This window comes from Streptomyces sp. NPDC059649, assembly GCF_042734445.1.
Classification (GTDB): Bacteria; Actinomycetota; Actinomycetes; order Streptomycetales; family Streptomycetaceae; genus Streptomyces.
On sequence record NZ_JBHWDV010000084.1, the window covers coordinates 1 to 22,242 of the forward strand.

At 71.8% G+C, this 22,242-nt stretch carries 20 protein-coding genes; 14 read left to right on the forward strand and 6 right to left on the reverse strand.

The annotated features are described in order from the left end of the window. Positions 1-610: 610 nt before the first annotated feature. The 5 genes from ACFV1J_RS38345 (at position 611) to ACFV1J_RS38365 (ending at position 7,043) form a co-directional block, all read left to right on the forward strand. Positions 611-2,083: a CitMHS family transporter gene (locus ACFV1J_RS38345; protein ID WP_385866267.1), complete on the forward strand. Its 1,473-nt coding sequence runs from the start codon at positions 611-613 to the stop codon at positions 2,081-2,083. 17 nt (positions 2,084-2,100) lie between these two features. Then, positions 2,101-3,390, forward strand: coding sequence for an MFS transporter (locus ACFV1J_RS38350; RefSeq protein ID WP_385866269.1), 1,290 nt, complete (start codon positions 2,101-2,103; stop codon positions 3,388-3,390). Between the two features lie 75 nt (positions 3,391-3,465). Beyond that, the gene (locus ACFV1J_RS38355; RefSeq protein ID WP_385866272.1) at positions 3,466-4,362 is read left to right on the forward strand and encodes an NAD(P)-dependent oxidoreductase; all 897 of its coding nucleotides are present in this window, start codon (positions 3,466-3,468) and stop codon (positions 4,360-4,362) included. Between the two features lie 127 nt (positions 4,363-4,489). Continuing rightward, positions 4,490-5,884 (forward strand): aldehyde dehydrogenase family protein, encoded by a 1,395-nt coding sequence (locus ACFV1J_RS38360; protein WP_385866274.1) that lies wholly within the window; start codon positions 4,490-4,492, stop codon positions 5,882-5,884. Positions 5,885-5,963: 79 nt separating this feature from the next. After that, positions 5,964-7,043 (forward strand): Zn-dependent alcohol dehydrogenase, encoded by a 1,080-nt coding sequence (locus ACFV1J_RS38365; RefSeq protein ID WP_385866276.1) that lies wholly within the window; start codon positions 5,964-5,966, stop codon positions 7,041-7,043. A 20-nt stretch (positions 7,044-7,063) separates the two neighbouring features. Here the strand turns inward: ACFV1J_RS38365 and ACFV1J_RS38370 are convergent, their stop codons facing one another. Further along, positions 7,064-7,279: an urea transporter gene (locus tag ACFV1J_RS38370; RefSeq protein WP_385866278.1), complete on the reverse strand. Its 216-nt coding sequence runs from the start codon at positions 7,277-7,279 to the stop codon at positions 7,064-7,066. A 51-nt stretch (positions 7,280-7,330) separates the two neighbouring features. Further along, positions 7,331-7,990, reverse strand: coding sequence for a TetR/AcrR family transcriptional regulator (locus ACFV1J_RS38375; RefSeq protein WP_385866280.1), 660 nt, complete (start codon positions 7,988-7,990; stop codon positions 7,331-7,333). 79 nt (positions 7,991-8,069) lie between these two features. On the opposite strand from ACFV1J_RS38375, the gene ACFV1J_RS38380 reads away from it, so the two are divergent. From ACFV1J_RS38380 to ACFV1J_RS38395, 4 genes are all read left to right on the forward strand, one after another. After that, the gene (locus ACFV1J_RS38380) at positions 8,070-9,221 is read left to right on the forward strand and encodes an acyl-CoA dehydrogenase family protein (RefSeq protein WP_385866282.1); all 1,152 of its coding nucleotides are present in this window, start codon (positions 8,070-8,072) and stop codon (positions 9,219-9,221) included. Between the two features lie 130 nt (positions 9,222-9,351). After that, on the forward strand, positions 9,352-9,975 hold the full coding sequence (locus ACFV1J_RS38385; protein ID WP_385866284.1) for a TetR/AcrR family transcriptional regulator: 624 nt from the start codon (positions 9,352-9,354) through the stop codon (positions 9,973-9,975). 51 nt (positions 9,976-10,026) lie between these two features. Then, positions 10,027-10,623, forward strand: coding sequence for a dihydrofolate reductase family protein (locus ACFV1J_RS38390; protein ID WP_385866286.1), 597 nt, complete (start codon positions 10,027-10,029; stop codon positions 10,621-10,623). A 112-nt stretch (positions 10,624-10,735) separates the two neighbouring features. Beyond that, entirely contained in the window at positions 10,736-11,230 is a 495-nt protein-coding gene (locus ACFV1J_RS38395; RefSeq protein ID WP_385866288.1) for an NUDIX hydrolase, read from the forward strand. Positions 11,231-11,255: 25 nt separating this feature from the next. On the opposite strand, the gene ACFV1J_RS38400 is transcribed toward ACFV1J_RS38395, so the two are convergent. Continuing rightward, positions 11,256-11,717, reverse strand: a complete 462-nt coding sequence (locus ACFV1J_RS38400) for a MaoC family dehydratase (protein ID WP_385866290.1) — start codon at positions 11,715-11,717, stop codon at positions 11,256-11,258. 152 nt (positions 11,718-11,869) lie between these two features. Between ACFV1J_RS38400 and soxR the strand changes: the two genes are divergently transcribed. After that, positions 11,870-12,466 carry a redox-sensitive transcriptional activator SoxR gene (gene soxR / locus ACFV1J_RS38405; protein WP_385866292.1) on the forward strand — a complete coding sequence of 199 codons (597 nt, stop codon included), beginning with the start codon at positions 11,870-11,872 and terminating at the stop codon, positions 12,464-12,466. Between the two features lie 74 nt (positions 12,467-12,540). Here the strand turns inward: soxR and ACFV1J_RS38410 are convergent, their stop codons facing one another. Both ACFV1J_RS38410 and ACFV1J_RS38415 read right to left on the reverse strand, forming a co-directional pair. Further along, positions 12,541-13,287 carry a 3-keto-5-aminohexanoate cleavage protein gene (locus tag ACFV1J_RS38410; RefSeq protein ID WP_385866294.1) on the reverse strand — a complete coding sequence of 249 codons (747 nt, stop codon included), beginning with the start codon at positions 13,285-13,287 and terminating at the stop codon, positions 12,541-12,543. 162 nt (positions 13,288-13,449) lie between these two features. Beyond that, the gene (locus ACFV1J_RS38415) at positions 13,450-14,064 is read right to left on the reverse strand and encodes a hypothetical protein (protein ID WP_385866296.1); all 615 of its coding nucleotides are present in this window, start codon (positions 14,062-14,064) and stop codon (positions 13,450-13,452) included. Positions 14,065-14,324: 260 nt separating this feature from the next. Here ACFV1J_RS38415 and ACFV1J_RS38420 point away from each other — a divergent pair, with 260 nt between their 5' ends. Together ACFV1J_RS38420 and ACFV1J_RS38425 are read left to right on the forward strand one after the other, a co-directional pair. Beyond that, positions 14,325-17,147, forward strand: coding sequence for a penicillin acylase family protein (locus ACFV1J_RS38420; protein WP_385866298.1), 2,823 nt, complete (start codon positions 14,325-14,327; stop codon positions 17,145-17,147). A 155-nt stretch (positions 17,148-17,302) separates the two neighbouring features. Continuing rightward, positions 17,303-18,325, forward strand: coding sequence for a LysR family transcriptional regulator (locus ACFV1J_RS38425; RefSeq protein ID WP_385866300.1), 1,023 nt, complete (start codon positions 17,303-17,305; stop codon positions 18,323-18,325). Positions 18,326-18,399: 74 nt separating this feature from the next. Here ACFV1J_RS38425 and ACFV1J_RS38430 read toward each other — a convergent pair whose 3' ends face one another. Further along, a complete protein-coding gene (locus ACFV1J_RS38430; RefSeq protein WP_385866302.1) occupies positions 18,400-19,713 on the reverse strand; it encodes an MFS transporter in 1,314 nt (437 codons plus the stop codon). 842 nt (positions 19,714-20,555) lie between these two features. Between ACFV1J_RS38430 and ACFV1J_RS38435 the strand changes: the two genes are divergently transcribed. Both ACFV1J_RS38435 and purN read left to right on the forward strand, forming a co-directional pair. After that, positions 20,556-21,467, forward strand: coding sequence for a winged helix-turn-helix domain-containing protein (locus ACFV1J_RS38435; protein WP_385866304.1), 912 nt, complete (start codon positions 20,556-20,558; stop codon positions 21,465-21,467). Between the two features lie 77 nt (positions 21,468-21,544). After that, positions 21,545-22,174, forward strand: a complete 630-nt coding sequence (purN, locus tag ACFV1J_RS38440) for a phosphoribosylglycinamide formyltransferase (RefSeq protein WP_385866306.1) — start codon at positions 21,545-21,547, stop codon at positions 22,172-22,174. Positions 22,175-22,242: the final 68 nt, after the last annotated feature.

Genomic DNA, 22,242 nt, shown 5'->3' on the forward strand with positions numbered 1-22,242 from the left:
TGGACTGCTTCGCTTTACGTCCACACAACCGGCCCCTCCGGCCCGTCCCCTCCCGTTGGGGGGAAGTTAAGGGCGGTGGGGGTGGGCGTGGGGGCTGCTGGGACCCTAGGGAGAGGTCGAACAGACCCCGTAAGGGTTGAGAACGCCCCCTGCGGGGCCCCAACTCCGCGGACGGGTACGGGTATTCCCGCTCCCTAACGACACGCGGTACTTGACGGACAACGCCCGCCCCCACCGGCCCCTCACCACCCACCCCCGGGAGGGGACAGACCGGAGGACGAAGTCTGTAGGGCTGTCACCGCACCCGACAAACAAACGCCCGCCGCCAGGCGCAACGGCGAACAACCTCGACGGCGGGACAGCCGACAACGTACGCGGCGCCGCAAAGCGCGCAACGGCGAGCGAGCCCCGCGGCGCCGCAGACAGGTACGTGGGAGGCGCCGCAAAGCGCAGGCGCCCCGCGGCGCAGCAGACGGGTACGTGGGATTGACCAGCAGTTTTGCGCTTATTGCTCGCGCGTCAAGGCCTTGTTAACAAAAGTTTGCGGGTCCTAACGTGCCTGGACCGCCACCCCCGGCAGATGTTCAAGGGCGAACGTGAGGTACCCCTAATGCTGACGATCCTCGGATTCGTCATGATCGGCGCATTCCTGTTGCTGATCATGATGAAGAAGATGTCACCGATGGCAGCGCTTGTGCTGATTCCCGCGCTGTTCTGCGTTCTGGTCGGACAGGGCGCCCACCTGGGCGACTACGTCCTCAAGGGCATCGGCGACCTGGCCCCCACGGCCGCGATGCTGATGTTCGCGATCATCTACTTCGGGGTGATGATCGACGTCGGACTCTTCGACCCGATCGTGCGCGGCATCCTCCGCTTCTGTAAGGCGGACCCGGTCCGGGTCGTGGTCGGTACCGCGCTGCTCGCCGCGATCGTGTCGCTCGACGGTGACGGCTCCACCACCTTCATGATCACCGTTTCGGCGCTCTACCCGCTCTACAAGCGGCTGAAGATGAGCCTGGTCGTCATGACCGGTGTCGCCGCCACGGCGAACGGCGTGATGAACACCCTCCCCTGGGGCGGCCCGACCGCCCGTGCCGCCACCGCGCTCAAGCTGGACGCCGGTGACATCTTCGTGCCGATGATCCCGGCCCTGGCCGTCGGGCTGGTCGCGGTCTTCGCCCTGGCGTACGTCCTCGGGCGGCGCGAGCGCAAGCGGCTCGGTGTGCTGACGCTCGGGGAGACCCGGGTGGTCGACGAGACCGTCGAGGAGGCGAACGACACCGAGCAGGTCCTGGTCGGCGCGGGCGCCGGCGCCGGCGGCAAGGGCGGTGCGGCGGCCGCACCGCGCGGCACCGGCGGCGCCGGGAGCGCGGGAACGGACGCGGGAGCAGATGTCGGAGCGGACGCCGTCGAGGGCATCGGTGACGGTGCCGGCGACGACCTCCAGGGACTGGACCCGCACCGGGCGACCCTGCGGCCCAAGCTCTACTGGTTCAACGCCGCGCTCACCGTCGCGCTGCTCACCCTGCTCATCCTGCAGACGCTGCCGATCCCGGTGCTCTTCCTGCTCGGTGCCGCGCTCGCGCTGACCGTCAACTTCCCGCACATGAAGGACCAGAAGGCCCGGGTCGCGGCGCACGCCGAGAACGTGCTCAACGTCGCCGGCATGGTCTTCGCCGCCGCGGTCTTCACCGGTGTGCTCACCGGCACCGGCATGGTCGAGCACATGGCCCGCTGGCTGGTCTCCGGCATCCCGGACGCGCTCGGCCCGCACATGGGCCTCGTCACCGGCGTCCTCAGCATCCCGCTGACGTACTTCATGTCCAACGACGGTTTCTACTTCGGCATCGTGCCGATCCTCGCCGAGGCCGGCGCCGCGCACGGTGTCGCTCCGGTGGAGATCGCCCGGGCCTCCCTCGTCGGGCAGGCGCTGCACATGTCCAGCCCGCTGGTCCCCGCCGTCTACGTGCTCGTCGGGATGGCCAAGGTCGAGTTCGGCGACCACACCAGGTTCACCGTCAAGTGGGCGGCCCTGACGTCGCTGGTCGTCATGGGGGCCGGTCTGCTCTTCGGCATCCTCTAGAGGGCGCGCACGCACGGATGACTGCGAAGCAACCCGCGAGGCCCGGCAGGAGCTGGCTGCTGCGGCTGGTCGTCACCTTCTCCTTCGCGCAGGGAGCGGTGAGCATGGCCAGGCCGGCGGTCTCCTACCGGGCCCTCGCCCTGGGCGCGGACGAGCGCGCGATCGGTGTGATCACCGGTGTCTACGCACTGCTGCCGCTGCTGGTCGCGGTGCCGCTCGGGCGGCGTACCGATCACGGCCGGTGCACCCCGCTGCTGGTCGGCGGGGTGGCCCTGATCGGCGGAGGCTGTGTGCTGAGCGGACTGGCCGGCAGCCTGCCCGTGATGGCCGCCTGGAGCGGGGTGATGGGACTGGGTCACCTCTGCTTCGTCATCGGCGCCCAGTCGATCGTCGCCCGCCGCAGTGCCCCGGACGAACGGGACCGTAATTTCGGGCACTTCACGATCGGGGCGTCCCTCGGCCAGTTGATCGGTCCGGTGGCGGCCGGGGCGCTGATCTCGGAGCACGGCGGGCGGATGGCGTCGACGAGTGCCCTGGCGTTGTGGGTGTCGGGGGCGGTCGCCGCGGTGTCGTACGTCTCGCTCTGGCGGCTGGAGCGGCGCGGGGGGCCTGCCCTGAGCGGTGTCCGGGACGGCGCCTCCGGGCCGCCCGTGCCGGTGTGGGACATTCTGCGCACCCGGGGCGTGCCGGCCGGGATCTTCATGAGTCTGGCGGTGCTGTCCGCGACCGACATCCTCACCGCCTACCTCCCGGTGATCGGCGAGGACCGCGGGATCGCGCCCGGCGTCATCGGGCTGCTGCTCAGTCTGCGGGCCGCGGCCACGGTGGCCTGCCGGCTGGTGATGACGCCGATGATCCGCCGGCTGGGGCGCACCGTGCTGATGGCCGGCAGCTGTGTGCTGGCCGGGGTGCTGTGCGGTGCGCTGGTGCTGCCGGTGCCGGTCGGGGCGTTGGCCGCCATGTTGACCGGGCTGGGCTTCTGCCTGGGCGTCGGCCAGCCGCTGTCGATGACCACCGTCGTCCAGGCCGCGCCCCACCGGGCCCGCAGCACGGCGCTCGCGCTCCGTCTGACGGGCAACCGGCTCGGCCAGGTCGCCGCCCCGGCCGGTGCCGGGCTGCTCGCCGGACTCGCGGGCACCGCAGCGCCGTTCGTCCTGCTCGGTGGGCTGTTGCTGGTCTCCGGGGGACTGGCGGCGCGGACGGGGGAGGGGCGCAGCGTGCGGGTGGCGGGCGGCGGCCGCAAGGCCGTCCGAAGCGACCGTAAGCAGAGCCGAAGGGACCGTAAGCGGACCCGAAGGGAACCGTAAGCGCGGGTCGGGAGGGTGGTGCACAGCGCGGGACCGGCACCGGGCCGGGCCCGCAGCGGCATACGAGGAGCAGCTGTGCACACCCCGAACGACACCCGCACCCCCGTCACCGTCCTCGGCCTGGGCGCCATGGGCCGGGCGCTGGCCGGCGCCTTCCTGCGGGCCGGACATCCCACGACCGTCTGGAACCGCACCCCGGGCAGGGCCGGCGAACTGGTCGCCCAGGGCGCGTCCTTGGCGGACACCGCGGCCGAGGCGGTGGCCGCCGCCCCGCTGGTGGTCGTCTGTGTGCTCGACTACGAGGCGGTCCACACGATCCTGGAGCCGCTCGGAGCCCGGCTGACCGGCCGGGTGCTGGTCAACCTCACCTCCGACACCCCGCAGCGGGCCCGGGCCGCCGCCACCTGGGCCGCCGGGCACGGCATCGACTACCTCGACGGCTCGATCATGGTGCCGACCCCGGTCATCGGGAAGCCCGAGGCGACCATCCTCTACAGCGGTGCCCGCGAGGCGTTCGAGACGTACGAGGGGACGCTCAAGGTGCTGGGCGGCGGGGCGTCGTTCCTCGGCGAGGACCACGGCACGGCGGCCGGGTACGACCTGGCCCTGCTCGGTTTCTTCTTCTCGGCGATGGCCGGACTGGTGCACGGCTTCGCGCTGGCGGGCGCCGAGGGCGTGGCACCGAAGGACTTCGCCCCGTTCACCGGGACCATCGCCGGCATCCTCCCGCCGATCGCCGCGGGGATGGCCGAGGACCTGGCGCGCGGTGCCTACTCCGGCGATCAGGACAACCTGGTCATGGAGGCGACGGGTATCGGCCACGTCCTGGAGGCGGCCCGGCACCGCGGGCTCAACACCGAGGTGCTCGACGCGGTCAAGGGGCTCGCGGACCGCACCATCGAGGCCGGCCACGGCAATGCCGGATTCATCAGTGTCATCGAGGAAATGCGGAAGCCTTCCCCCACGGCGTGAGGGTCGCCGGCCCTCGTAGGCTCGTGGCGACCGTCACCAGGGCAGGTGCCGGGGCTCCCTGGCGGCGGAAAACTACCGGCGCTAGTTTGGGGTCGACGACCACCGGCCGGCGCGGGAGGACCACGACGTGAAGCAGCACGACGCGATGTACATCGACGGAAGCTGGCGGCCCGCCGAGGGCGGCGCGACGATCGAGGTCGTCGACCCGGCCGACGGGCAGGTCATCGCCACCGTCCCGGCCGGGTCCGCCGAGGACGTGGACGCCGCGGTGCGCGCCGCCCGCGCCGCGCTCCCCGGCTGGGCCGCCACCCCGCCGCAGGAGCGCGCCGCCCGGCTGGCCGCGCTGCGCGACCAACTGGTGGCGCGCGCCGACGAGATCGCCGCCACCGTCACCGCCGAGCTCGGCGCCCCGCTCGCCTTCAGCAAGGCGGTGCACGCCGGGGTGCCGATCGCGGTCTGCGGCTCGTACGCCGAACTGGCCGGTACCTACGCCTTCGAGGAGAAGATCGGCACCTCCACGGTGCTGCACGAACCGGTCGGCGTGGTCGGGGCGATCACGCCCTGGAACTACCCGCTGCACCAGGTCGTCGCCAAGGTCGCGCCGGCGCTCGCGGCGGGCTGCACGGTGGTGCTGAAGCCGGCCGAGGACACCCCGCTGGTGGCCCAGCTGTTCGCCGAGTGCGTCGACGCGGCCCAGGTACCCGCCGGGGTGTTCAACCTCGTCACCGGCCTCGGCCCGGTCGCCGGCCAGGCGCTCGCCGCGCACGACGGCATCGACCTGGTCTCCTTCACCGGCTCCACGGCCGTCGGCCGGAAGATCGGCGCGCTGGCCGGTGCCGCGGTCAAGCGGGTGGCGCTGGAGCTGGGCGGCAAGTCCGCCAACGTCATCCTCCCCAGCGCCGACCTCGCCAAGGCGGTCGCCGTCGGCGTCGCCAACGTGATGGCCAACTCGGGCCAGACCTGCAGCGCCTGGACCCGGATGCTGGTGCACCGGGACCACTACGACGAGGCCGTCGAGCTGGCGGCGGCCGCGGCCGCCAAGTACGTCCCCGGCGAGAAGCTCGGCCCGCTGGTCAACGCCACCCAGCAGGCCCGGGTGCGCGGCTACATCGAGCGGGGCGTCGCCGAGGGCGCCCGGCTCGTCGCCGGCGGCCCCGAGGCGCCCCTGGAGGCGGGCTGCTACGTCCGCCCGACCGTCTTCGCGGACGTCACACCGGAGATGACCATCGCCCAGGAGGAGATCTTCGGCCCGGTGCTGTCGGTCCTCCGTTACGAGGACGAGGACGACGCCGTCCGGATCGCCAACGGCACCGTCTACGGGCTGGCCGGTGCGGTCTGGGCCGGGGACGAGGCCGAGGCGGTCGCCTTCGCCCGCCGGCTGGAGACCGGACAGGTCGACATCAACGGCGGCCGCTTCAACCCGCTCGCCCCGTTCGGCGGTTACAAGCAGTCCGGCGTCGGCCGGGAGCTGGGCCGGCACGGCCTCGCCGAATACCTGCAGACCAAGTCCTTGCAGTTCTGAGGGCGTTGACCGTTCGCACCGTTCCGACCTGGCTGCCCGCCCCCGCCCAGCCCCGCCCCTGGCCCAACGAGGAGACCCCGTGGTCCGCGCCGCCGTCCTTCCCGCCGTCAACGCCCCGCTGCAGATCACCGAGATCGACCTGCCCGAGCCCGGCCCCGGCCAGGTCCGCATCCGGCTCGCCGCCGCCGGGGTCTGCCACTCCGACCTCTCGCTGTCCAACGGCACCCTGCGGCAGCCCGTACCGGCCGTCCTCGGGCACGAGGGCGCGGGCACGGTCACCGCGGTGGGCCCCGGCGTGACCTCGGTGTCCCCGGGCGACCGGGTCGTCCTCAACTGGGCGCCGTCCTGCGGCGACTGCCACTTCTGCGGGCTCGCCGAGCCCTGGCTGTGCGCGAACTCCGGCCTCGCCGCGAACACCCCGTACGCCACCGCCGCCGACGGCACCGAGCTCTACCCGGGCCTGGGCACCGCCGCCTTCGCCGAGGAGACCGTGGTGCCCGCGCGGGCCGCGCTGCCGCTGCCGGACGGGGTGCCGCTCGCCGACGCCGCGCTGCTCGGCTGCGCGGTGCTGACCGGCTGGGGCGCGGTCCACCACAGCGCCCGGGTGCGCGCGGGGGAGTCGGTGGCGGTCTTCGGGGTGGGCGGGGTGGGGCTGGCCACGATCCAGGCGGCCCGGATCGCCGGCGCCGCGTCGATCGTCGCGGTCGATGTCTCCCCGGCGAAGGAGGAACTGGCCCGGGCCGCGGGCGCCACCGACTTCGTGACCGCCGGCGAGGACACTGCCCGGCGGATCCGCAAGCTCACCGGCGGGGTGGGCACCGATGTCGCGGTGGAGTGCGTGGGCCGCGCCGACACCATCCGTACGGCCTGGTCGGCGACCCGGCGCGGCGGCCGGACGACGGTGGTCGGCATCGGCGGCCAGGAGCAGCAGGTGACCTTCTCGGCGCTGGAGCTCTTCTACTTCGGGCGGACGCTGTCCGGCTGCGTCTACGGCAACAGCGACCCGGCCCGCGATCTTCCCGTCCTCGCCGGGCACGTCCGGTCCGGCGCGCTCGACCTGTCGCAGCTGGTCACCGACCGGATCGGCCTCGACGGCATCCCGGCCGCCTTCGACGCGATGCTGGCGGGCAAGGGCGGCCGGTCCCTGGTGGTCTTCTGAGGGCCCGGTGGCCGCCCGCGTCAGGCCGGGACGCGGCGCAGCCGGGAGAAGGCCGGTGCCGCCGCCAGGAAGACCAGTGAGACCAGCACGCACGGCCAGGTGAAGGTGTGGCCGCCGGACGGGGCGAGGAGGGCGGCCAGCGCCGGGGTGACGGCGGTGGCGGTGGCCGCACCGGCCACCGCGTACGCCGGGCTCCAGCCGTCCGCGGCCAGGAACACCCGACACACGTGCACCACCGCCTCCTGCGAAACGCCGCACTGCCCCCGCCCGCCAGAGGCGTGCGCACTTTACCGCTCCGGTCCGCCACCCGGCGGTACGCGTTCGGGGTGCTGCAGGGCCAGCCCGTCCACCAGCGCCCGCAGCCCGGTCTCGAAGGCGCCCTCGTCGACCTGGCGTTGATGCTCCGCCAGGAGGTGCGCCTGGCCGAGGTGCGGGTAGTCGGCGGGGTCGTAGGCGCTCGGGTCGTCGACGAAGCCGCGCGCGAACGAGCCCAGCGCGGAGCCCGCGACGAAGTAGCGGACCATCGCGCAGATCCGGGTGGCCTGCGCCGGCGGCCAGCCCGCCTCGACCATCCCGCCGAAGGCCGCGTCGGCCATCTTCAGCCCGGCCGGGCGGCGGCCGGGGCCCTGGGCCAGGAACGGCACGATGTGCGGATGGGCGGCGAGCGCGGCGCGGTAGGAACGGGCCCAGCCGAGCAGTCCGCTGCGCCAGTCACCGCCCGCCGTCGTGAACGCCGAGACGTCGACCTGCGCGATGACCGTGTCGGCCACCGCGTCGAGGATCTCGTCCTTGGTCGTGAAGTGGTTGTAGAGGGACGGGCCGCTGACCCCCAGTTCGGCGGCGAGACGCCGGGTCGAGAGCGCCGGGAGCCCCTCGGAGTCGATCAGCGCGAGCGCCGTGGAGACGATGCGCTCCCGGCTCAGCAGGGGCTTGCGGGGTCGGGCCATGAGCCACATAGTAGAGGCCGTTCCCAAAAAACTAGCAGTGCTAATTAAACGCCTTCTCCTCGTCCACAAGGGGTACGGGATGAATCTGGAGCTCAGCGCGGAGCAGACCGCGGTCCGGCAGCTCGCCAGGGACTTCGTCGACCGTGAGGTCGCACCGCACGCCGCCGCCTGGGACCGTGCCGAGAAGGTCGACCGCGGCATCGTGAAGACCCTCGGCGACCTCGGCTTCCTCGGCCTGACCGTCCCCGAGGAGTACGGCGGCTCCGGCGGCGACCACCTCTCCTACGTCCTGGTCACCGAGGAACTGGGCCGCGGCGACTCCTCGGTGCGCGGCATCGTCTCGGTCTCCCTCGGCCTGGTGGCCAAGACGGTGGCCGCCTGGGGCGACGAACGGCAGAAGCGGCGGTGGCTGCCCCGGCTCACCGCCGGCGAGGCGGTCGGCTGCTTCGGCCTCACCGAGCCCGGCACCGGCTCCGACGCCGCCCACCTCGCCACCCGCGCGGTCCGCGACGGCGACACCTACGTCATCAACGGCGCCAAGACCTTCATCACCAACGGCACCTGGGCCGATGTGGTGCTGCTCTTCGCCCGCACCGGCGACGCCCCCGGACACCGGGGCATCAGCGCCTTCCTCGTCCCCACCGACACCCCCGGCCTGGAACGGCGGGAGATCCACGGCAAGCTCGGGCTGCGCGGCCAGGCCACCGCCGAACTGGTCCTGGACGGCGTCCGGGTCCCGTCCGACGCGATGCTCGGCCCCGAGGGCAAGGGCTTCTCGGTCGCGATGTCCGCGCTGGCCAAGGGCCGGATGTCGGTCGCCGCGGGCTGCGTCGGCATCGCCCAGGCCGCCCTGGACGCCGCACTCGGCTACGCGGACCAGCGCGAACAGTTCGGCAAGCCGATCGCCGGGCACCAGCTGGTGCAGGAGCTGATCAGCGACATCGCCGTGGACGTCGAGGCCGCCCGCCTGCTGACCTGGCGGGTCGCCGATCTGATCGACCGCGGCGAGCCGTTCACCACCGCCGCCTCCCAGGCCAAGCTGTTCGCCTCCGAGGCCGCCGTACGCGCCGCCAACAACGCCCTGCAGGTCTTCGGCGGCTACGGCTACATCGACGAGTACCCCGTCGGCAAGCTGCTGCGGGACGCCCGGGTGATGACCCTCTACGAAGGCACCAGCCAGATACAGAAGCTGGTCATCGGCCGCGCGCTGACCGGCGTCTCGGCCTTCTGAACGCCCGTCCCGTACGCCGCCGCATCCGGGGCGGAGCCCCCGGGCCGCCCCTAAGCGCTTGCTCACCAGCCAGGTATGGTGTTCGATCCGTCAAAGGAAGGTCCTAGGCGGTCGAGGAGCGGGGTGCGCGATGGGTGCGGCGGCACAGCGGGCTGCTGAGGAGAGCGAGGAGTGGGCCGGGGTGACCCCGGACGCCGCGCGACGGCTGGTCAGCGCCGCCGTCGAGGCGTTCGCCGAGCGCGGCTACCACGCCACCACCACCCGCGACATCGCCGGCCGGGCCGGGATGAGCCCGGCCGCCCTCTACATCCACTACAAGACCAAGGAAGAGCTGCTCTACCGCATCAGCGGCATCGGCCACGAGAAGGCGCTGCGGATCATGGGCGCCGCCGCCGAGGCCGAGGGCAGCGCCACCGAGCGGCTGCGCGACGCGGTGCGCACCTTCGCCCGCTGGCACGCCGAGCACCACACCACCGCCCGGGTCATCCAGTACGAGCTCCAGGCGCTGAGCCCCGAGCACTACACCGAGATCGCCGGGCTGCGCCGCCGCACCGACCATCTGCTGCGGCAGATCATCCAGGACGGCGCGGACAGCGGGGAGTTCCGCGCCGACGACGTGCCGGGCACGACCCTCGCCGTGCTGTCCCTCTGCGTCGACGTCGCCCGCTGGTTCTCCGCGGACGGCCCGCGCACCCCCGAGGAGGTCGGCGCCCTCTACGCCGATCTCGTGCTGCGCATGGTGGGCGCCCAGTAGGGCCCGTAACCTCCGAGCGGCGAGAGCAGCGAGGAAGAGGAGAGCATCCGCATGCACATCGTGGTCAGCGAGTTCATGAGCCTGGACGGCGTCGTACAGGCACCGGGCGGGCCCGACGAGGACACCGACGGCGGCTTCGCCCACGGCGGCTGGTCGCACCCGTACTTCGACCCCGAGGTCATGGGCGGCGCCATCAGCGACGCGATGGCCACCACGGAGGCGCTGCTGTTCGGCCGCCGCACCTGGCAGACCATGGCCGCGGCCTGGCCCGAGCGGGCCGGCGACCCGTTCGCCGACCGCATGAACGCCGTCCGGAAGTACGTGGTGACCGGCACGCTCGGCGACGCCGACCTGACGTGGCACCACACCACCCGGATCCCGGGGGACGAGGCCGTCGCCCGCATCCGCGAACTGCACGACACCGATGGCGGCGACCTGCACGTCATGGGCAGCCCCACGCTCGTGCGCACCCTGCTGACCGAGGGCCTGGTCGACGAACTCCGGCTCATGATCATGCCGGTGCTGCTCGGCGGCGGGAAGACGATCTTCCCCGCGGACGGCGGGCGGCGCCCCCTCGAACTGGTCTCGACGGTCACCACCGGCACGGGCGTCCAGGTGGCCACGTACCGCCCCGCCGAGAAGGACTGAGCACGCCGAGAACGACTGAGCACGCCGAGAAGGGCGAGAGCGCCGAGAAGGACTGAGCGGAACGGGGAGAACGGGGCGCCGGCGCCGGGTTCCCGCCCGTACGCTGGCGCCCATGTCATCCGTCATCGTGGACCCGGGCGTCGACGTGCCGGTACCCGCCCGGGGCGAGCTCTGGACGGTCGGCGCGGTCATCCTCAACGCACGCGGCGAGGCCTTCGCGCAGCAGCGCAGTGCCGACCGCCGCCTCTTCCCCGGCGCGTGGGACGTCGTGGGCGGCCACGTCGAACCCGGTGAGACCCTCCTGGAGGCGCTGGCGCGCGAGGTGGCGGAGGAGACCGGCTGGCGCCTGCGCCGGGTGCGCACGCTGCTGGGCGTCGCCGAGTGGACCGGGGACGACGGCGGCGGGCTCCGGCACGAGGCCGACTACCTCGTCGAGGTCGACGGGGACCTGGACCGGCCGGCCCTGGAGTGGTCCAAGCACTCCGCCTACGGCTGGTTCGGCCCCGCCGACCTGCACCGTCTCACCGAGAACCGCGCGCCCGGCGAGCTCCTGATCCACGACCTGATCGCACGGGTCGTGCACGGCCTCCCGGAGCCCGGCGCCTGACGGGAGACGCCCCGGGACGGCACCCCTAGAGGTAGAACCGGCTGACCGACTCCGCGACGCACACCGGCTTGTCGCCGCCCTCGCGCTCGATCGTGACGACCGTGGTGAGCTGGACGCCGCCGGTCACCTCGGTCACCTCCGCGAGCTTCGCGGTGGCGCGCAGGCGGGAGCCGACCGGGACGGTGGCGGGGAAGCGGACCTTGTTGGTGCCGTAGTTGATCCCCATCTTCACGTTGTCCACCCGCATCAGCCGCGGGACGAGGGCGGGCAGCAGCGACAGCGTGAGATAGCCGTGCGCGATGGTGGTGCCGAACGGGCCGGCCGCGGCCTTCTCCGGGTCCACGTGGATCCACTGGTGGTCGCCGGTGGCGTCCGCGAACAGATCGATCCGCTTCTGGTCGACCTCCAGCCAGTCACTGGGGCCGAGCTCCTCGCCGACCGCGGCCCGCAGTTCGTCGAGCGATCCAAACACTCGGGGCTCTGCCATCTCCGTCTGCCTCCTGGGGATCCGTTCGCCGCCGTCGTCACCGGCCGGCGCTTACTAAGCGCTTGCTCAGGATGCGGAGTACGACCGCCGGCTGTCAACGCCCCGGCCGCGATCACCGAAAGCCGGAGGGAGCCACCCCGTAGGGTGGAAAGGTGCCCCAGCTTCCCCACAAGGTTCACGAACTCACCGTCGGCCAGCTCTCCGCACGCAGCGGCGCCGCGGTCTCCGCGCTGCACTTCTACGAGTCCAAGGGACTGATCAGCAGCACCCGGACGGCCGGCAACCAGCGGCGCTACGCCCGTGACGCACTGCGCCGGGTCGCCTTCGTCCGGGCGGCGCAGCGGGTCGGGATCCCGCTCGCGGTGATCCGCGACGCGCTGGCGGAGCTGCCGGACGAGCGCACCCCCAACCGCGAGGACTGGGCCAGGCTCTCCGAGGTCTGGCGCACCGAACTCGACGAACGGATCAGCCAACTCGTCGAACTGCGCGACCGGTTGACCGACTGCATCGGCTGCGGCTGTCTGTCCCTGGAGCGCTGCGGGCTGTCCAACCCGTACGACAACCTGGGCGAAAAGGGGCCGGGCGCCCGGCGGTTGCGGGTGGACCGTGCCGTCAGGGACCCGGAGGACGCCCCGCGGCGCGCGGACGAGGACCAGTCGCGCGAGGACGCCGGCCGGTCACGTACGCAGGGCGCCCGGCGCGGCACGGACGACGAGCAGGAGTGCGTGCGCGACGACCAGCGGTGCTGAGCCGGCGCGGCGGTCCGTGCGGCGTCGGTACATGCGGCGTCGGTCCGTGCGGCGTCGGTCCGTGTGGAGCCGCCTCAGCTCTCCCGAGCCAGTGCGGCAGCGACCAGTTGGGCGTTGTCGGCGGCCGGGCGGCCGTCCGGCAGCAGCAGGGTGTCCTCGATGCCGATCCGGGTGTCCAGGCCCCGTGCGAGGGCGAGCCGCAGCACCGGCCAGGCGCCGCCGTCCCAGCCGTGCAACAACACCGGACGGCCGTGCACCCCGCCGGCCACCTCGTCGAGCAGCGCGCGGGCGGTGGCCGGCGCCGACCCGGGGTCGGTGTCGGCCACTTCGGCCAGCACCCGCAGGACCCGGGGCGCGAGCGGCGAGCGGAGGAACCGCGCCGGACCCGGCGTGCCCGACCAGAGGCCGGCCTCGACGCCGATGCCGCGCTCCAGCAGGGCGGCGGCCACCGCCTCGGCGCCCTCCTCGTGCCAGTTCACCGAGGCGTACCGGGGCAGCACCGTCCACGACCGTATGCGCTCCACACGGCGGTCGGCGGCGCTCCCGGGCCCGTCGGACGGGGCGGGCGGGTCCGGCTCGGTCCAGGTGCCGGTCGTCACGCCCACCGGGACGTCCACCGCCGCCCCGATGGCCTCCAGGACCGGGCCGACCACGCGCGGGGAGAGCGAATCCCTGCCGCACGGGGTCTTGGGATGGACATGGACCTCCTCGGCGCCGGCCGCCACCGCCTGCCGCGTCGCCTCCGCGAGCGCGGCCGGCGACATCGGCACCGCCCCCGAATCGGCCGCGGTCCGGGGCCCGTTGAGACATACCTGCAGCATGCTTCCCAGGATGACACCGGGGTCTGACGACGGAGTCTGACCAACCCCAGGGTCTGACAAGAGAGACTGACACGGAGTCTGACTACCTGACGGTGAAGGAGTCTGACGCCAGGTCGGACGAAGGGGAGCAGGCAGCGGGCCCCGGCCGTGAGCGGCGCGGGGTCAGGCGGCCGCGAACGCCCCCGCGGGGTGCGCCCGGTGGGCGGCCCGCAGGGTTTCGGGGGCCAGTACGGACGTCGGGGTCAGCACCCCGCACTGCCGGCAGGCCGGGCCGGGCGCCGGGGCGTCCACGGTCTCCGGGAGCCAGGCGAAGCGGGTGCAGCCGCAGACCGGGCAGTCGTGGCGCGGCCGGCCGGCCTCCATGGCCGTGATCATGCGGTGCAGCACCACCGCGAGCCGGGCCGCCGGATGTCGGTGCGGTGCGGCGCAGGGCACGATGTCACAGCCGCCCCAGGTGCGGCGGTGCCAGTCGTCGAGGGCGCCGACCTGCCGGATGCCGTCGTGCTTCTCCTTGCGGCGCCGGGCGGCGAACTCCTCCTCGTACCCGAGCCAGAGGGTGCGGGCCTCTTCCAGCTCGGTGAGCGCGGCCATCAGCCGCTCCGGGTCCGGATCGCGGTCCTGGGTCGCGATACCGGCCCGGGTGCACAGATGGTGCCAGGTGGCACGGTGCCCGTAAGGGGCGAACCGTTCAAGGCACTTGCGCAGGGCGGTGCGGCGCTGGGCCGCGACGAGTCGTGGATTGCGGACCTGTTCTGCGAGGGCTCTGAAACCGGCCATTTCATCCCACCTCCGGGGAGGACCCGACTGGACGGGGATGGGACGTAGTCGATCGCCGCGCGGATCCCTCGAATTTTTTTGCGGTTTCGCGAGCGATGTTCCGACGTGTCGGGCGGCCGACGGCCGTGGTCTGTGGGGAAGAAGAAAAGATGACGGTTGTTCATCTTCCGGCCGGGGATAACCGCCGGTAACGTCCCGCCCTACCCCTCCCTCCCCAGCGCCCTCGCGGAGCAGGGGGAGACCCCCATCGAGGAGCAGGAATGCGACGACGTACCGGACGGCTCAGGACTGCCGCGGTGGCAGCCCTGTGCGCCTTGGGTGCCACGCTCATGGCGCCGCCCCCGATCGCGGCCGCCACCGCGGCCGACGAGACCCACGACTACTGCCAGGGCCGGTGCGCCGACATCCTGCCGCCCGGCGCCACCGGCAACGCCACCCTGGTGGAGATCCTCGGCAACAAGATGTTCGGCACCCACCCCGAGCACTCCACCGACCAACTCGCCCCGTACGCCGCCCTGGCCGGCGGCTACCAGTCGCTGACCGACGACACCCTGACGAACTTCTTCAACGACGCCTCCTTCGGCGTCCCCGCGGACCAGGTCGGCAAGGTCACCACGCCCCGCGACGACGTGAGCATCACCCGCGACAAGAAGACCGGCGTACCGCACATCAAGGGCACCACCCGCTACGGCACCGAATTCGGCGCCGGCTACGCGGCGGGCCAGGACCGGCTCTGGCTGATGGACCTCTTCCGCCACATCGGCCGCGGCGAGCTGACCTCCTTCGCCGGCGGCGCGCCCGCCAACCAGGGCCTGGAACAGGAGTTCTGGCCGCAGGCGCCATACACCGAGAAGGACCTCCAGGAGCAGGTCGCCTACATCAAGGACCACAACGGGGAGCGCGGCAAACAGGCCATGGCGGACGCCCAGGCGTACGTCGACGGCATCAACGCCTACCGCGAACAGTCCAAGAACGGCCGCTACTTCCCCGGCGAATACGTGCTCACCGGCCACATCGACGCGATCACCAACGCCGGCGAGATCGAGCCCTTCAAGCTCACCGACCTGATAGCCCTGGCCTCCGTCGTCGGCGGCCTCTTCGGCAACGGCGGGGGCGGCGAGGTCACCAACGCGCTGTCCCTGCTCGCCGCCCAGCAGAAGTACGGCGTGCAGAAGGGCACCGAGGTCTGGGAGTCCTTCCGGGAGCGCAACGACCCCGAGGCCGCCAAGACCCTGCACGACGGCCAGAGCTTCCCCTACGCCGTCAAACCGGCCAAGGCCAAGGGCACGGCACTGCCCGACCGCGGCTCGGTCACCGCCGAACCCCTGGTCTTCGACCGGACCGGCGCCGCGACCGCCAAGGGCGGAACCGCGCCCCAGGACCCGGTCAAGGCCCCGAAGAAGTACCGGAAGCTGGAGGGCCTGTTCAAGGACGGGGTGCTCCCCAAGGGAAGCTTCAACCCCACCCAGCACCGCGGCATGTCCAACGCCCTGCTGGTGTCCGGCAAGCACACCGCCAGCGGCCACCCGGTCGCCGTCTTCGGCCCGCAGACCGGGTACTTCGCGCCGCAGCTGCTGATGCTCCAGGAGATCCAAGGACCGGGCATCAGCGCCCGCGGCGCCTCCTTCGCCGGCGTCGGGATGTACGTCCAGCTCGGCCGCGGCCAGGACTACGCCTGGAGCGCCACCTCCGCCGGCCAGGACATCACCGACACCTACGCCGTCGACCTGTGTAACCAGGACGGCTCGCCGGCCACCAAGGACTCCACCTCCTACCGCTACCACGGCGCGTGCGTCCCCATGGAGAAGCTGGAGCGCACCAACTCCTGGAAGCCCACCGTCGCCGACCCGACCGCCGCCGGCTCGTACCGGATGCAGGTCTTCCGGACGAAGTACGGCACGGTCACCCACCGCGCCACCCTCGACGGCAAGCCCGTCGCCTACACCGCGCAGCGCTCCACCTACCGCCACGAGGCCGACTCGATCATCGGCTTCCAGATGTTCAACGACCCCTCGGCCGTGCACGACGCGGCGTCCTTCCAGCAGGCCGCGGCGCACATCGGGTACGCCTTCAACTGGTTCTACGCCGACTCCCGCGACATCGCGTTCTACAACAGCGGCCTCAACCCCGTCCGCAACCCCGACGTCGACCCGTCCCTGCCGGTCAGGGCGGACGACTCCTACGAGTGGCGCGGCTACGACCCCGCCACCAACACCAGCGACTACACCCCGCCCGCCCAGCACCCGCGCTCCGTCGACCAGGACTACTACATCTCCTGGAACAACAAGCAGGCCAAGGACTACGACTCGGCCGGCTTCGGCAACGGCTCGGTGCACCGCGGCAACCTGCTCGACGACCGGGTGCGCGCGCTGACCCAGGAGGGCGGGGTCACCCGGGCGTCCCTCACCCGCGCGATGTCCGAGGCCGCCGTCACCGACCTGCGCGGTGAGGACGTCCTGCCCGAACTCCTGCGGGTACTGAACAGCACACCGGTCACCGACCCCGCGCTGAAGACCGCCGTCCAGCAACTGGCGGCCTGGCGCAAGGACGGCGCCCAGCGCCGGGAGACCAGCCCCGGCTCACACACCTACACCCACCCCGACGCGGTCCGTCTGATGGACGCCTGGTGGCCGCTGATGGTCCAGGGCGTCTTCAAGCCCGGCCTGGGGGACGACCTGTACGGCGCCCTCACCTCCGACCTCGGCATCGACGAGTCACCGTCGGCCGGGCACGGGCCCACCGGGGCGCACGCCGGATCCGCGTTCCAGTACGGCTGGTGGTCGTACGCGGACAAGGACCTGCGCTCCGTACTGGGCGAGACGGTCAAGGGCCCGCTGGCCCAGCGGTACTGCGGCGGCGGAGACCTGGCCGCCTGCCGCGACACCCTGCTCACGACCCTCCGGCAGGCCACCGCCAAGACGGCCGAGCAGGTCTACCCGGGCGACAGCAGCTGCAAGGCCGGCGACCAGTGGTGCTCGGACGCCATCGTCCACCGCGCGGTCGGCGGGCTGACCCACGACACCATCAGCTGGCAGAACCGGCCGACCTTCCAGCAGGTGGTGGAGTTCCCGGCCCACCGGTAGGAGGCGGGCGACGGACACCGAAGGCCCCGGAGCCCGCTCGGCGGCGCCCGGGGCCTTTCTGCGTAACCACCCCTGCACCAGGGGTGATTGAGGACCCCGGCTATGCTGCACAGTCCTGAATTCCAGGGACGGGAAGCGAGTACGAGTAGGGGCGCATGGCCTTGTCCGGACCGCAGCAGTACCCGACGGAGCTGCTTGACACCACCATGGACCAGCTGCGCACGCTGATCGTCGTCCACGAGGCGGGCACCGCACTGGGCGCCGCCCGCCGGCTGGGCCGCGAACAGTCCAGTGTGCAGAAGCAGTTGGACACCCTGAACCGCACCTTCGCCGCACTGTGCGGCGAGGAGCTGGTGCGCAAACAAGGGCGCGGCCGGGACGCCCTGTTCACCGCGACCGGCGAGGCACTGGTCGGTCTGGCCCGCCGCACGCTGGGGGAGTGGGCCGAGGGCGTGCACGACGCCAGGCGCCGGCTCGGCCGGACCCTGTCGGTCGGCACCACCCGTTACACCCTCGGCTTCCTGCTGGACGCGGTGGAACGGGTCAGCGAGGACTACGAGCGCCAGGACGTCGACCTCAAGGTCACCCACGTCCGCACCGGCGACCTCTTCACCAAACTGCGCAGCACCGAACTCGACCTGGTCTGCGGCAGCGTCGTGGTCACCGAGGGCGAAGAAACGGAACTGCTGGCCCCCTACGAGGTCATGGAGTGGCGGCGCAGCGGCCTGTCCCTGCTGACCAACCTCCCGCCGGACCGGCTCCCCGGCACCTCCTGCCACGCCCACGAGCTGGACCGGCTGCCCCTGGTGATCTCCCCGCGCGGACTCATCGGCCGCTTCCTGACCGCCTGGTACGGCGCCGACTACCGCCAGAAGCTCTCCGTGGCGGCCGAGATAGAGGCCGCCCACTACGGCTTCGAGCTGCTGCGCTCGGGGCTGGTCAGCGGCGCGATGCTGGTCACCCGAGGCATCGGCGAGGCAGCCGCGGACGGCCGGCTCCCGGAGGCCGGGGGCCTGCGCACCCTGGAGATCGTCGGGGACGTGGGCCCGCGGACCGAGGTCCTGGTCGGGGTGTTCACCCGGCGCGGGGAACGGGCCGCGTACCCGCCCGGCCATCCGCTCAACCTGCTGTGGACGGCGCTGTCGGCGGAGAACGAGCGCTGGTGGCTCCAGTCGTGAACGCCTGAAGGCCGCAACCCCCGTTCCTGCGCCCACAGTTCGTCCGGACGCCAGCCGGCTCTCCGCCGCGGTGCTCAGCCCAGATCACGCTCCCGGGTCTCCGGCAGCGCCAGCACGCACGCCAGCGAGACCACCGCCATCGCGCTGACGTACCAGCCCACCGACACGGAACCGAACGAGGACTGCAGCCGGGTCGCGACCAGCGGCGCCACCGCGCCGCCCAGCACGCCCCCGAGGTTGTACGCGAGCGAGGCCCCCGAGTAGCGCACCGTGGTGCCGAACAGCTCCGGCAGGAACGCGCCCATCGGGCCGTAGATCACGCCCATGCAGAACAGCGCACCGCCGATGCCGAGCGCGACCAGCACCGGCTGCCGGGTGTCCAGCAGGGGGAAGAGCACCAGGCCCCACACGACGGCGCACCCGCTGCCGAGCAGGACCAGGTTGCGGCGGCCGGCCCCGTCCGAGCGGGTGGCGGCGAGCCAGGTGCCGGCGGCGAGGAACAGACAGGCGACCAGGGAGAGTCCCAGCATGGTGTTGCGGGAGATGCCCAGGGTGCCGGTGGCGTAGGAGAGGCAGTAGGTGGTGGCGGTGTAGAAGAGGCCGTACGCGACGATCATGCTGCCGGCGCCCAGCAGCAGTTCGCGCGGATGGCGGCGCAGCACGTCGACCGCGGGGACCTTGCCGGCCTCCTGGGCGTCCAGCACCCGGGCGAACACCGGCGTCTCGCTGATCTTCAGCCGGACGAACAGCCCCACGCCGACCAGGAGGAAGGACAGCAGGAACGGCACCCGCCAGCCCCACGAGCGGAACGCCGCGTCGTCGAGCCCGGACGACAGCAGCCAGAACACCCCGGTCGCCGCGAAGAAGCCGACCGACGGACCGAGTTGGGGGAAGGCGGCATACCGGCCCCGGCGGCCGCGCGGGGCGTGCTCGACGGCCAGCAGCGCGGCCCCGCCCCACTCGCCGCCGAGCCCGATGCCCTGCAGGAAGCGGAGCGCGATCAGCAGCAGCGGGGCCCAGATGCCCCAGGTGCCGTAGCCCGGCAGCAGCCCGACGCACGCCGTGGACAGTCCCATCAGCAGCAGCGAGGCGACCAGCACGGACTTACGGCCCACCCGGTCGCCGAAGTGGCCGAACACCACCGACCCGAGGGGTCGTGCGGCGAACGCCACCGCATAGGTGGAGAAGGACGCGAGGGTGGCGTTCACCGGGTCGAGGGTCGGGAAGAACGCCTGGTTGAGGACGAGCGCGGCGGCCGTCCCGTAGATGTAGAAGTCGTAGAACTCGATGGCCGTCCCGATGAACGAGGCCACGGCGACGCGCCGCAGGCTCTCCGTGCTCTCCGCGGGCGGTGCCGGGGTCAGGTCCGAAGTCGTTTCATTCTGCACCTGCCGCACTCTCACCTGGTCGCCGGAGCCAGTCAATACGTGGGATACGCAATCTCGGTGCATGAGATGTCGGGTGGGGCGCGAGTGTCGTTCCGATGCGCCAAGAAAGTGGCCATTTCTCGGCGCAACCGAATACCCCTTGGCGGAGTCCACAGAAATGAGTGGGGGCGACGTTCGGCTCTCCGCCGGGCGACGAACGGCGGCGGGTGGCCGGAACAATGGGGGTGCGAGGTGGTGACCGGTGCCGGGATTGAAGGATTCCGTTTGGCTTCCCGCGGTCTGCGGATTCCGTCCCGGCAATCCGTTGTCGTGCCGCTGTAGTGCAGCATAAGAAAGATACTCGCTTCAACTACTCGGCCGTAGTTTACGTTTGGCCGGTTGCCGGGGGCGCGTGGCGTGAACTATGCTCCAAGTGGGGGTCATTCAAAGGTTTGGTGACGCTTCGTTCGGTGTCACAGCATCAAATGAAGTGGACATCACGCGGCCGGTCCACGCCGACTTTTCACTCTTCATGCTGAGTGTGGTAAGGGCCGATCCTGCTGCGGGGGGAGCAGAGGTACATACTCTCGGCCTGATCCGCGCCGACTCTTCATGCTTCAGTACGGAGAGGCAATTCCATACGCGATCTTTTTCAGCCGGATCCGGTGCCGCAACCGCCGACGGGGTGCCGTGACGAGGGCTGAAGCATTGCTGTACGCCGGGGCCGACCGACCCCGGCGCGCAGGTGTGAACGTGGTTCACCAGTGGTTCTTCTGAACGGGGGGAAAGAAGTGGCCCAAGTGGTCGGACTTCATCTGGGTACGAACGTTGACATTCCCGTATCGATAGCGTTTCTCCCGGGGGTGTCGGTCATCTCGTTGCTGGCCGATGTCCTCGGTGTCGCGCAGGGCGTACCGGCGAGCCGGCGCAGGCTGCTGCGGAAGGCCTGCCCCGAGTATCTGGCGGATGTGATGGGCCCGATCACCGCGGGCGGGTCCCTGCACATTCCCGAGTCCCTCCTGATGCGGGGCGAACTCAGGGAAACCCGTATGCGCGACGAGGTCCGGCGCATTGCCGAGATGCCGCCGGACGCACTCCTCGCCGATCTGGCCCGCACATTCGGCGGAGAAGTGCCGCCGGCCTGGCGCAAGGCCACCGACAATCCCGTCGACTTCCTGAACGCGTACGCCGGGATGACGCGAAAGGTATGGGACGCGGTCGCGCCCGTATGGCAGCAGGGAAAGCCGTTACTCGAACGGGAAATCGAGCGAGCGGGAGTGGCCTCGGTCACCGGAACGATGAGCGCGTTCCTCGCGAATCTCAGCCCGCGTATCACCTTCGTCGACGGAAGCATTCTGCTGCCCGACCACGCACCGATCGAAAAGGGCGTCACGATACGGAAATTGACGCTCATGCCGATGGTCTCCGGCACCCGCGCCTGCGCCTACCACGTCGACCGTCAGGGCCATATGTACCTCGGCTATCCCATCGCCGGCCTCGCCCCGCTCCTGCAGGGCGAGGCCGCACGGGCGGAGACGGCCGCCGATGCGCTCGCCATGATGCTCGGCGAACTCCGGGCGGACATCCTGCGGACCGGCAACCAGCCCGTCTCCATGGGCAAGCTGGCCGACCTGCTGCACTGCACCGCCGGCACGGTGACGTACCACTGCCGGCAACTGGAGCAGGCCGGCCTCCTCTCCCGCGAGCGGCGCGGCCGCGAGGTCCGGATACTGCGCACCCTGCGGGGCGACGCACTGGTGGACGCCCTGTCATGACGAACGAGAGGAACGCGGGGAACACAAGGAACGCCGGGAACATGAGGAACGCGAGGGACACGAGGAACACGACGGACATGGTCGAGCGGCAGGCACCCAGCCTCCGTCTGGTCGTCCTGGTCTCGGGCTCCGGCACCAACCTCCAGGCCCTCCTGGACGCGATCGCCGCCGACCCCGCCGGGTTCGGGGCGGAGATCGTCGCGGTCGGCGCCGACCGCTCCGGCATCACCGGTCTGGAACGTGCGCAGAGCGCGGGACTGCCGACCTTCGTATGCCGGGTGAAGGACCACGCCACCCGCGAGGAGTGGGACACGGCCCTGGCCGAGGCGACCGCGGCACACCGGCCGGACCTCGTGGTCTCGGCCGGCTTCATGAAGATCGTGGGCAAGGCGTTCCTCGCCCGGTTCGGCGGCCGCGTCATCAACACGCACCCCGCCCTGCTGCCGAGCTTCCCCGGCGCCCACGGCGTACGCGACGCACTCGCCCACGGCGTCCGGGTGACCGGCTGCACGGTGCACCTCGTCGACGACGGCGTGGACACCGGCCCGATCATCGCGCAGGGCGTGGTGCGGGTGGGCGACGAGGACGACGAGACCACGCTGCACGAACGCATCAAGGAGGTCGAGCGTGCCCTGCTGGTCGACGTCGTACGACGGATCGCCCGGGACGGCTATCGGGTGGTGGGCCGAAGAGTGCTGATTCCCTGAAGAGAGTGCTGATTCTCTGAAGGGGGTGGTGGGCGGGGGGGGGGTGGTCGCCGGCCCAGATCGTCAGG

Bases quoted from the DNA above. Each gene is read 5' to 3' on its own strand.
- ACFV1J_RS38350 (WP_385866269.1), top strand. From the start codon at position 2,101: ATGACTGCGAAGCAACCCGCGAGGCCCGGCAGGAGCTGGCTGCTGCGG.
- purN (WP_385866306.1), top strand. From the start codon at position 21,545: ATGGTCGAGCGGCAGGCACCCAGCCTCCGTCTGGTCGTCCTGGTCTCG.
- ACFV1J_RS38410 (WP_385866294.1), bottom strand. From the start codon at position 13,287: ATGCTGCAGGTATGTCTCAACGGGCCCCGGACCGCGGCCGATTCGGGG.
- ACFV1J_RS38425 (WP_385866300.1), top strand. From the start codon at position 17,303: ATGGCCTTGTCCGGACCGCAGCAGTACCCGACGGAGCTGCTTGACACC.
- ACFV1J_RS38415 (WP_385866296.1), bottom strand. From the start codon at position 14,064: ATGGCCGGTTTCAGAGCCCTCGCAGAACAGGTCCGCAATCCACGACTC.
- ACFV1J_RS38380 (WP_385866282.1), top strand. From the start codon at position 8,070: ATGAATCTGGAGCTCAGCGCGGAGCAGACCGCGGTCCGGCAGCTCGCC.
- ACFV1J_RS38420 (WP_385866298.1), top strand. From the start codon at position 14,325: ATGCGACGACGTACCGGACGGCTCAGGACTGCCGCGGTGGCAGCCCTG.
- ACFV1J_RS38345 (WP_385866267.1), top strand. From the start codon at position 611: ATGCTGACGATCCTCGGATTCGTCATGATCGGCGCATTCCTGTTGCTG.
- ACFV1J_RS38390 (WP_385866286.1), top strand. From the start codon at position 10,027: ATGCACATCGTGGTCAGCGAGTTCATGAGCCTGGACGGCGTCGTACAG.
- ACFV1J_RS38400 (WP_385866290.1), bottom strand. From the start codon at position 11,717: ATGGCAGAGCCCCGAGTGTTTGGATCGCTCGACGAACTGCGGGCCGCG.
- ACFV1J_RS38385 (WP_385866284.1), top strand. From the start codon at position 9,352: ATGGGTGCGGCGGCACAGCGGGCTGCTGAGGAGAGCGAGGAGTGGGCC.
- ACFV1J_RS38375 (WP_385866280.1), bottom strand. From the start codon at position 7,990: ATGGCCCGACCCCGCAAGCCCCTGCTGAGCCGGGAGCGCATCGTCTCC.
- ACFV1J_RS38395 (WP_385866288.1), top strand. From the start codon at position 10,736: ATGTCATCCGTCATCGTGGACCCGGGCGTCGACGTGCCGGTACCCGCC.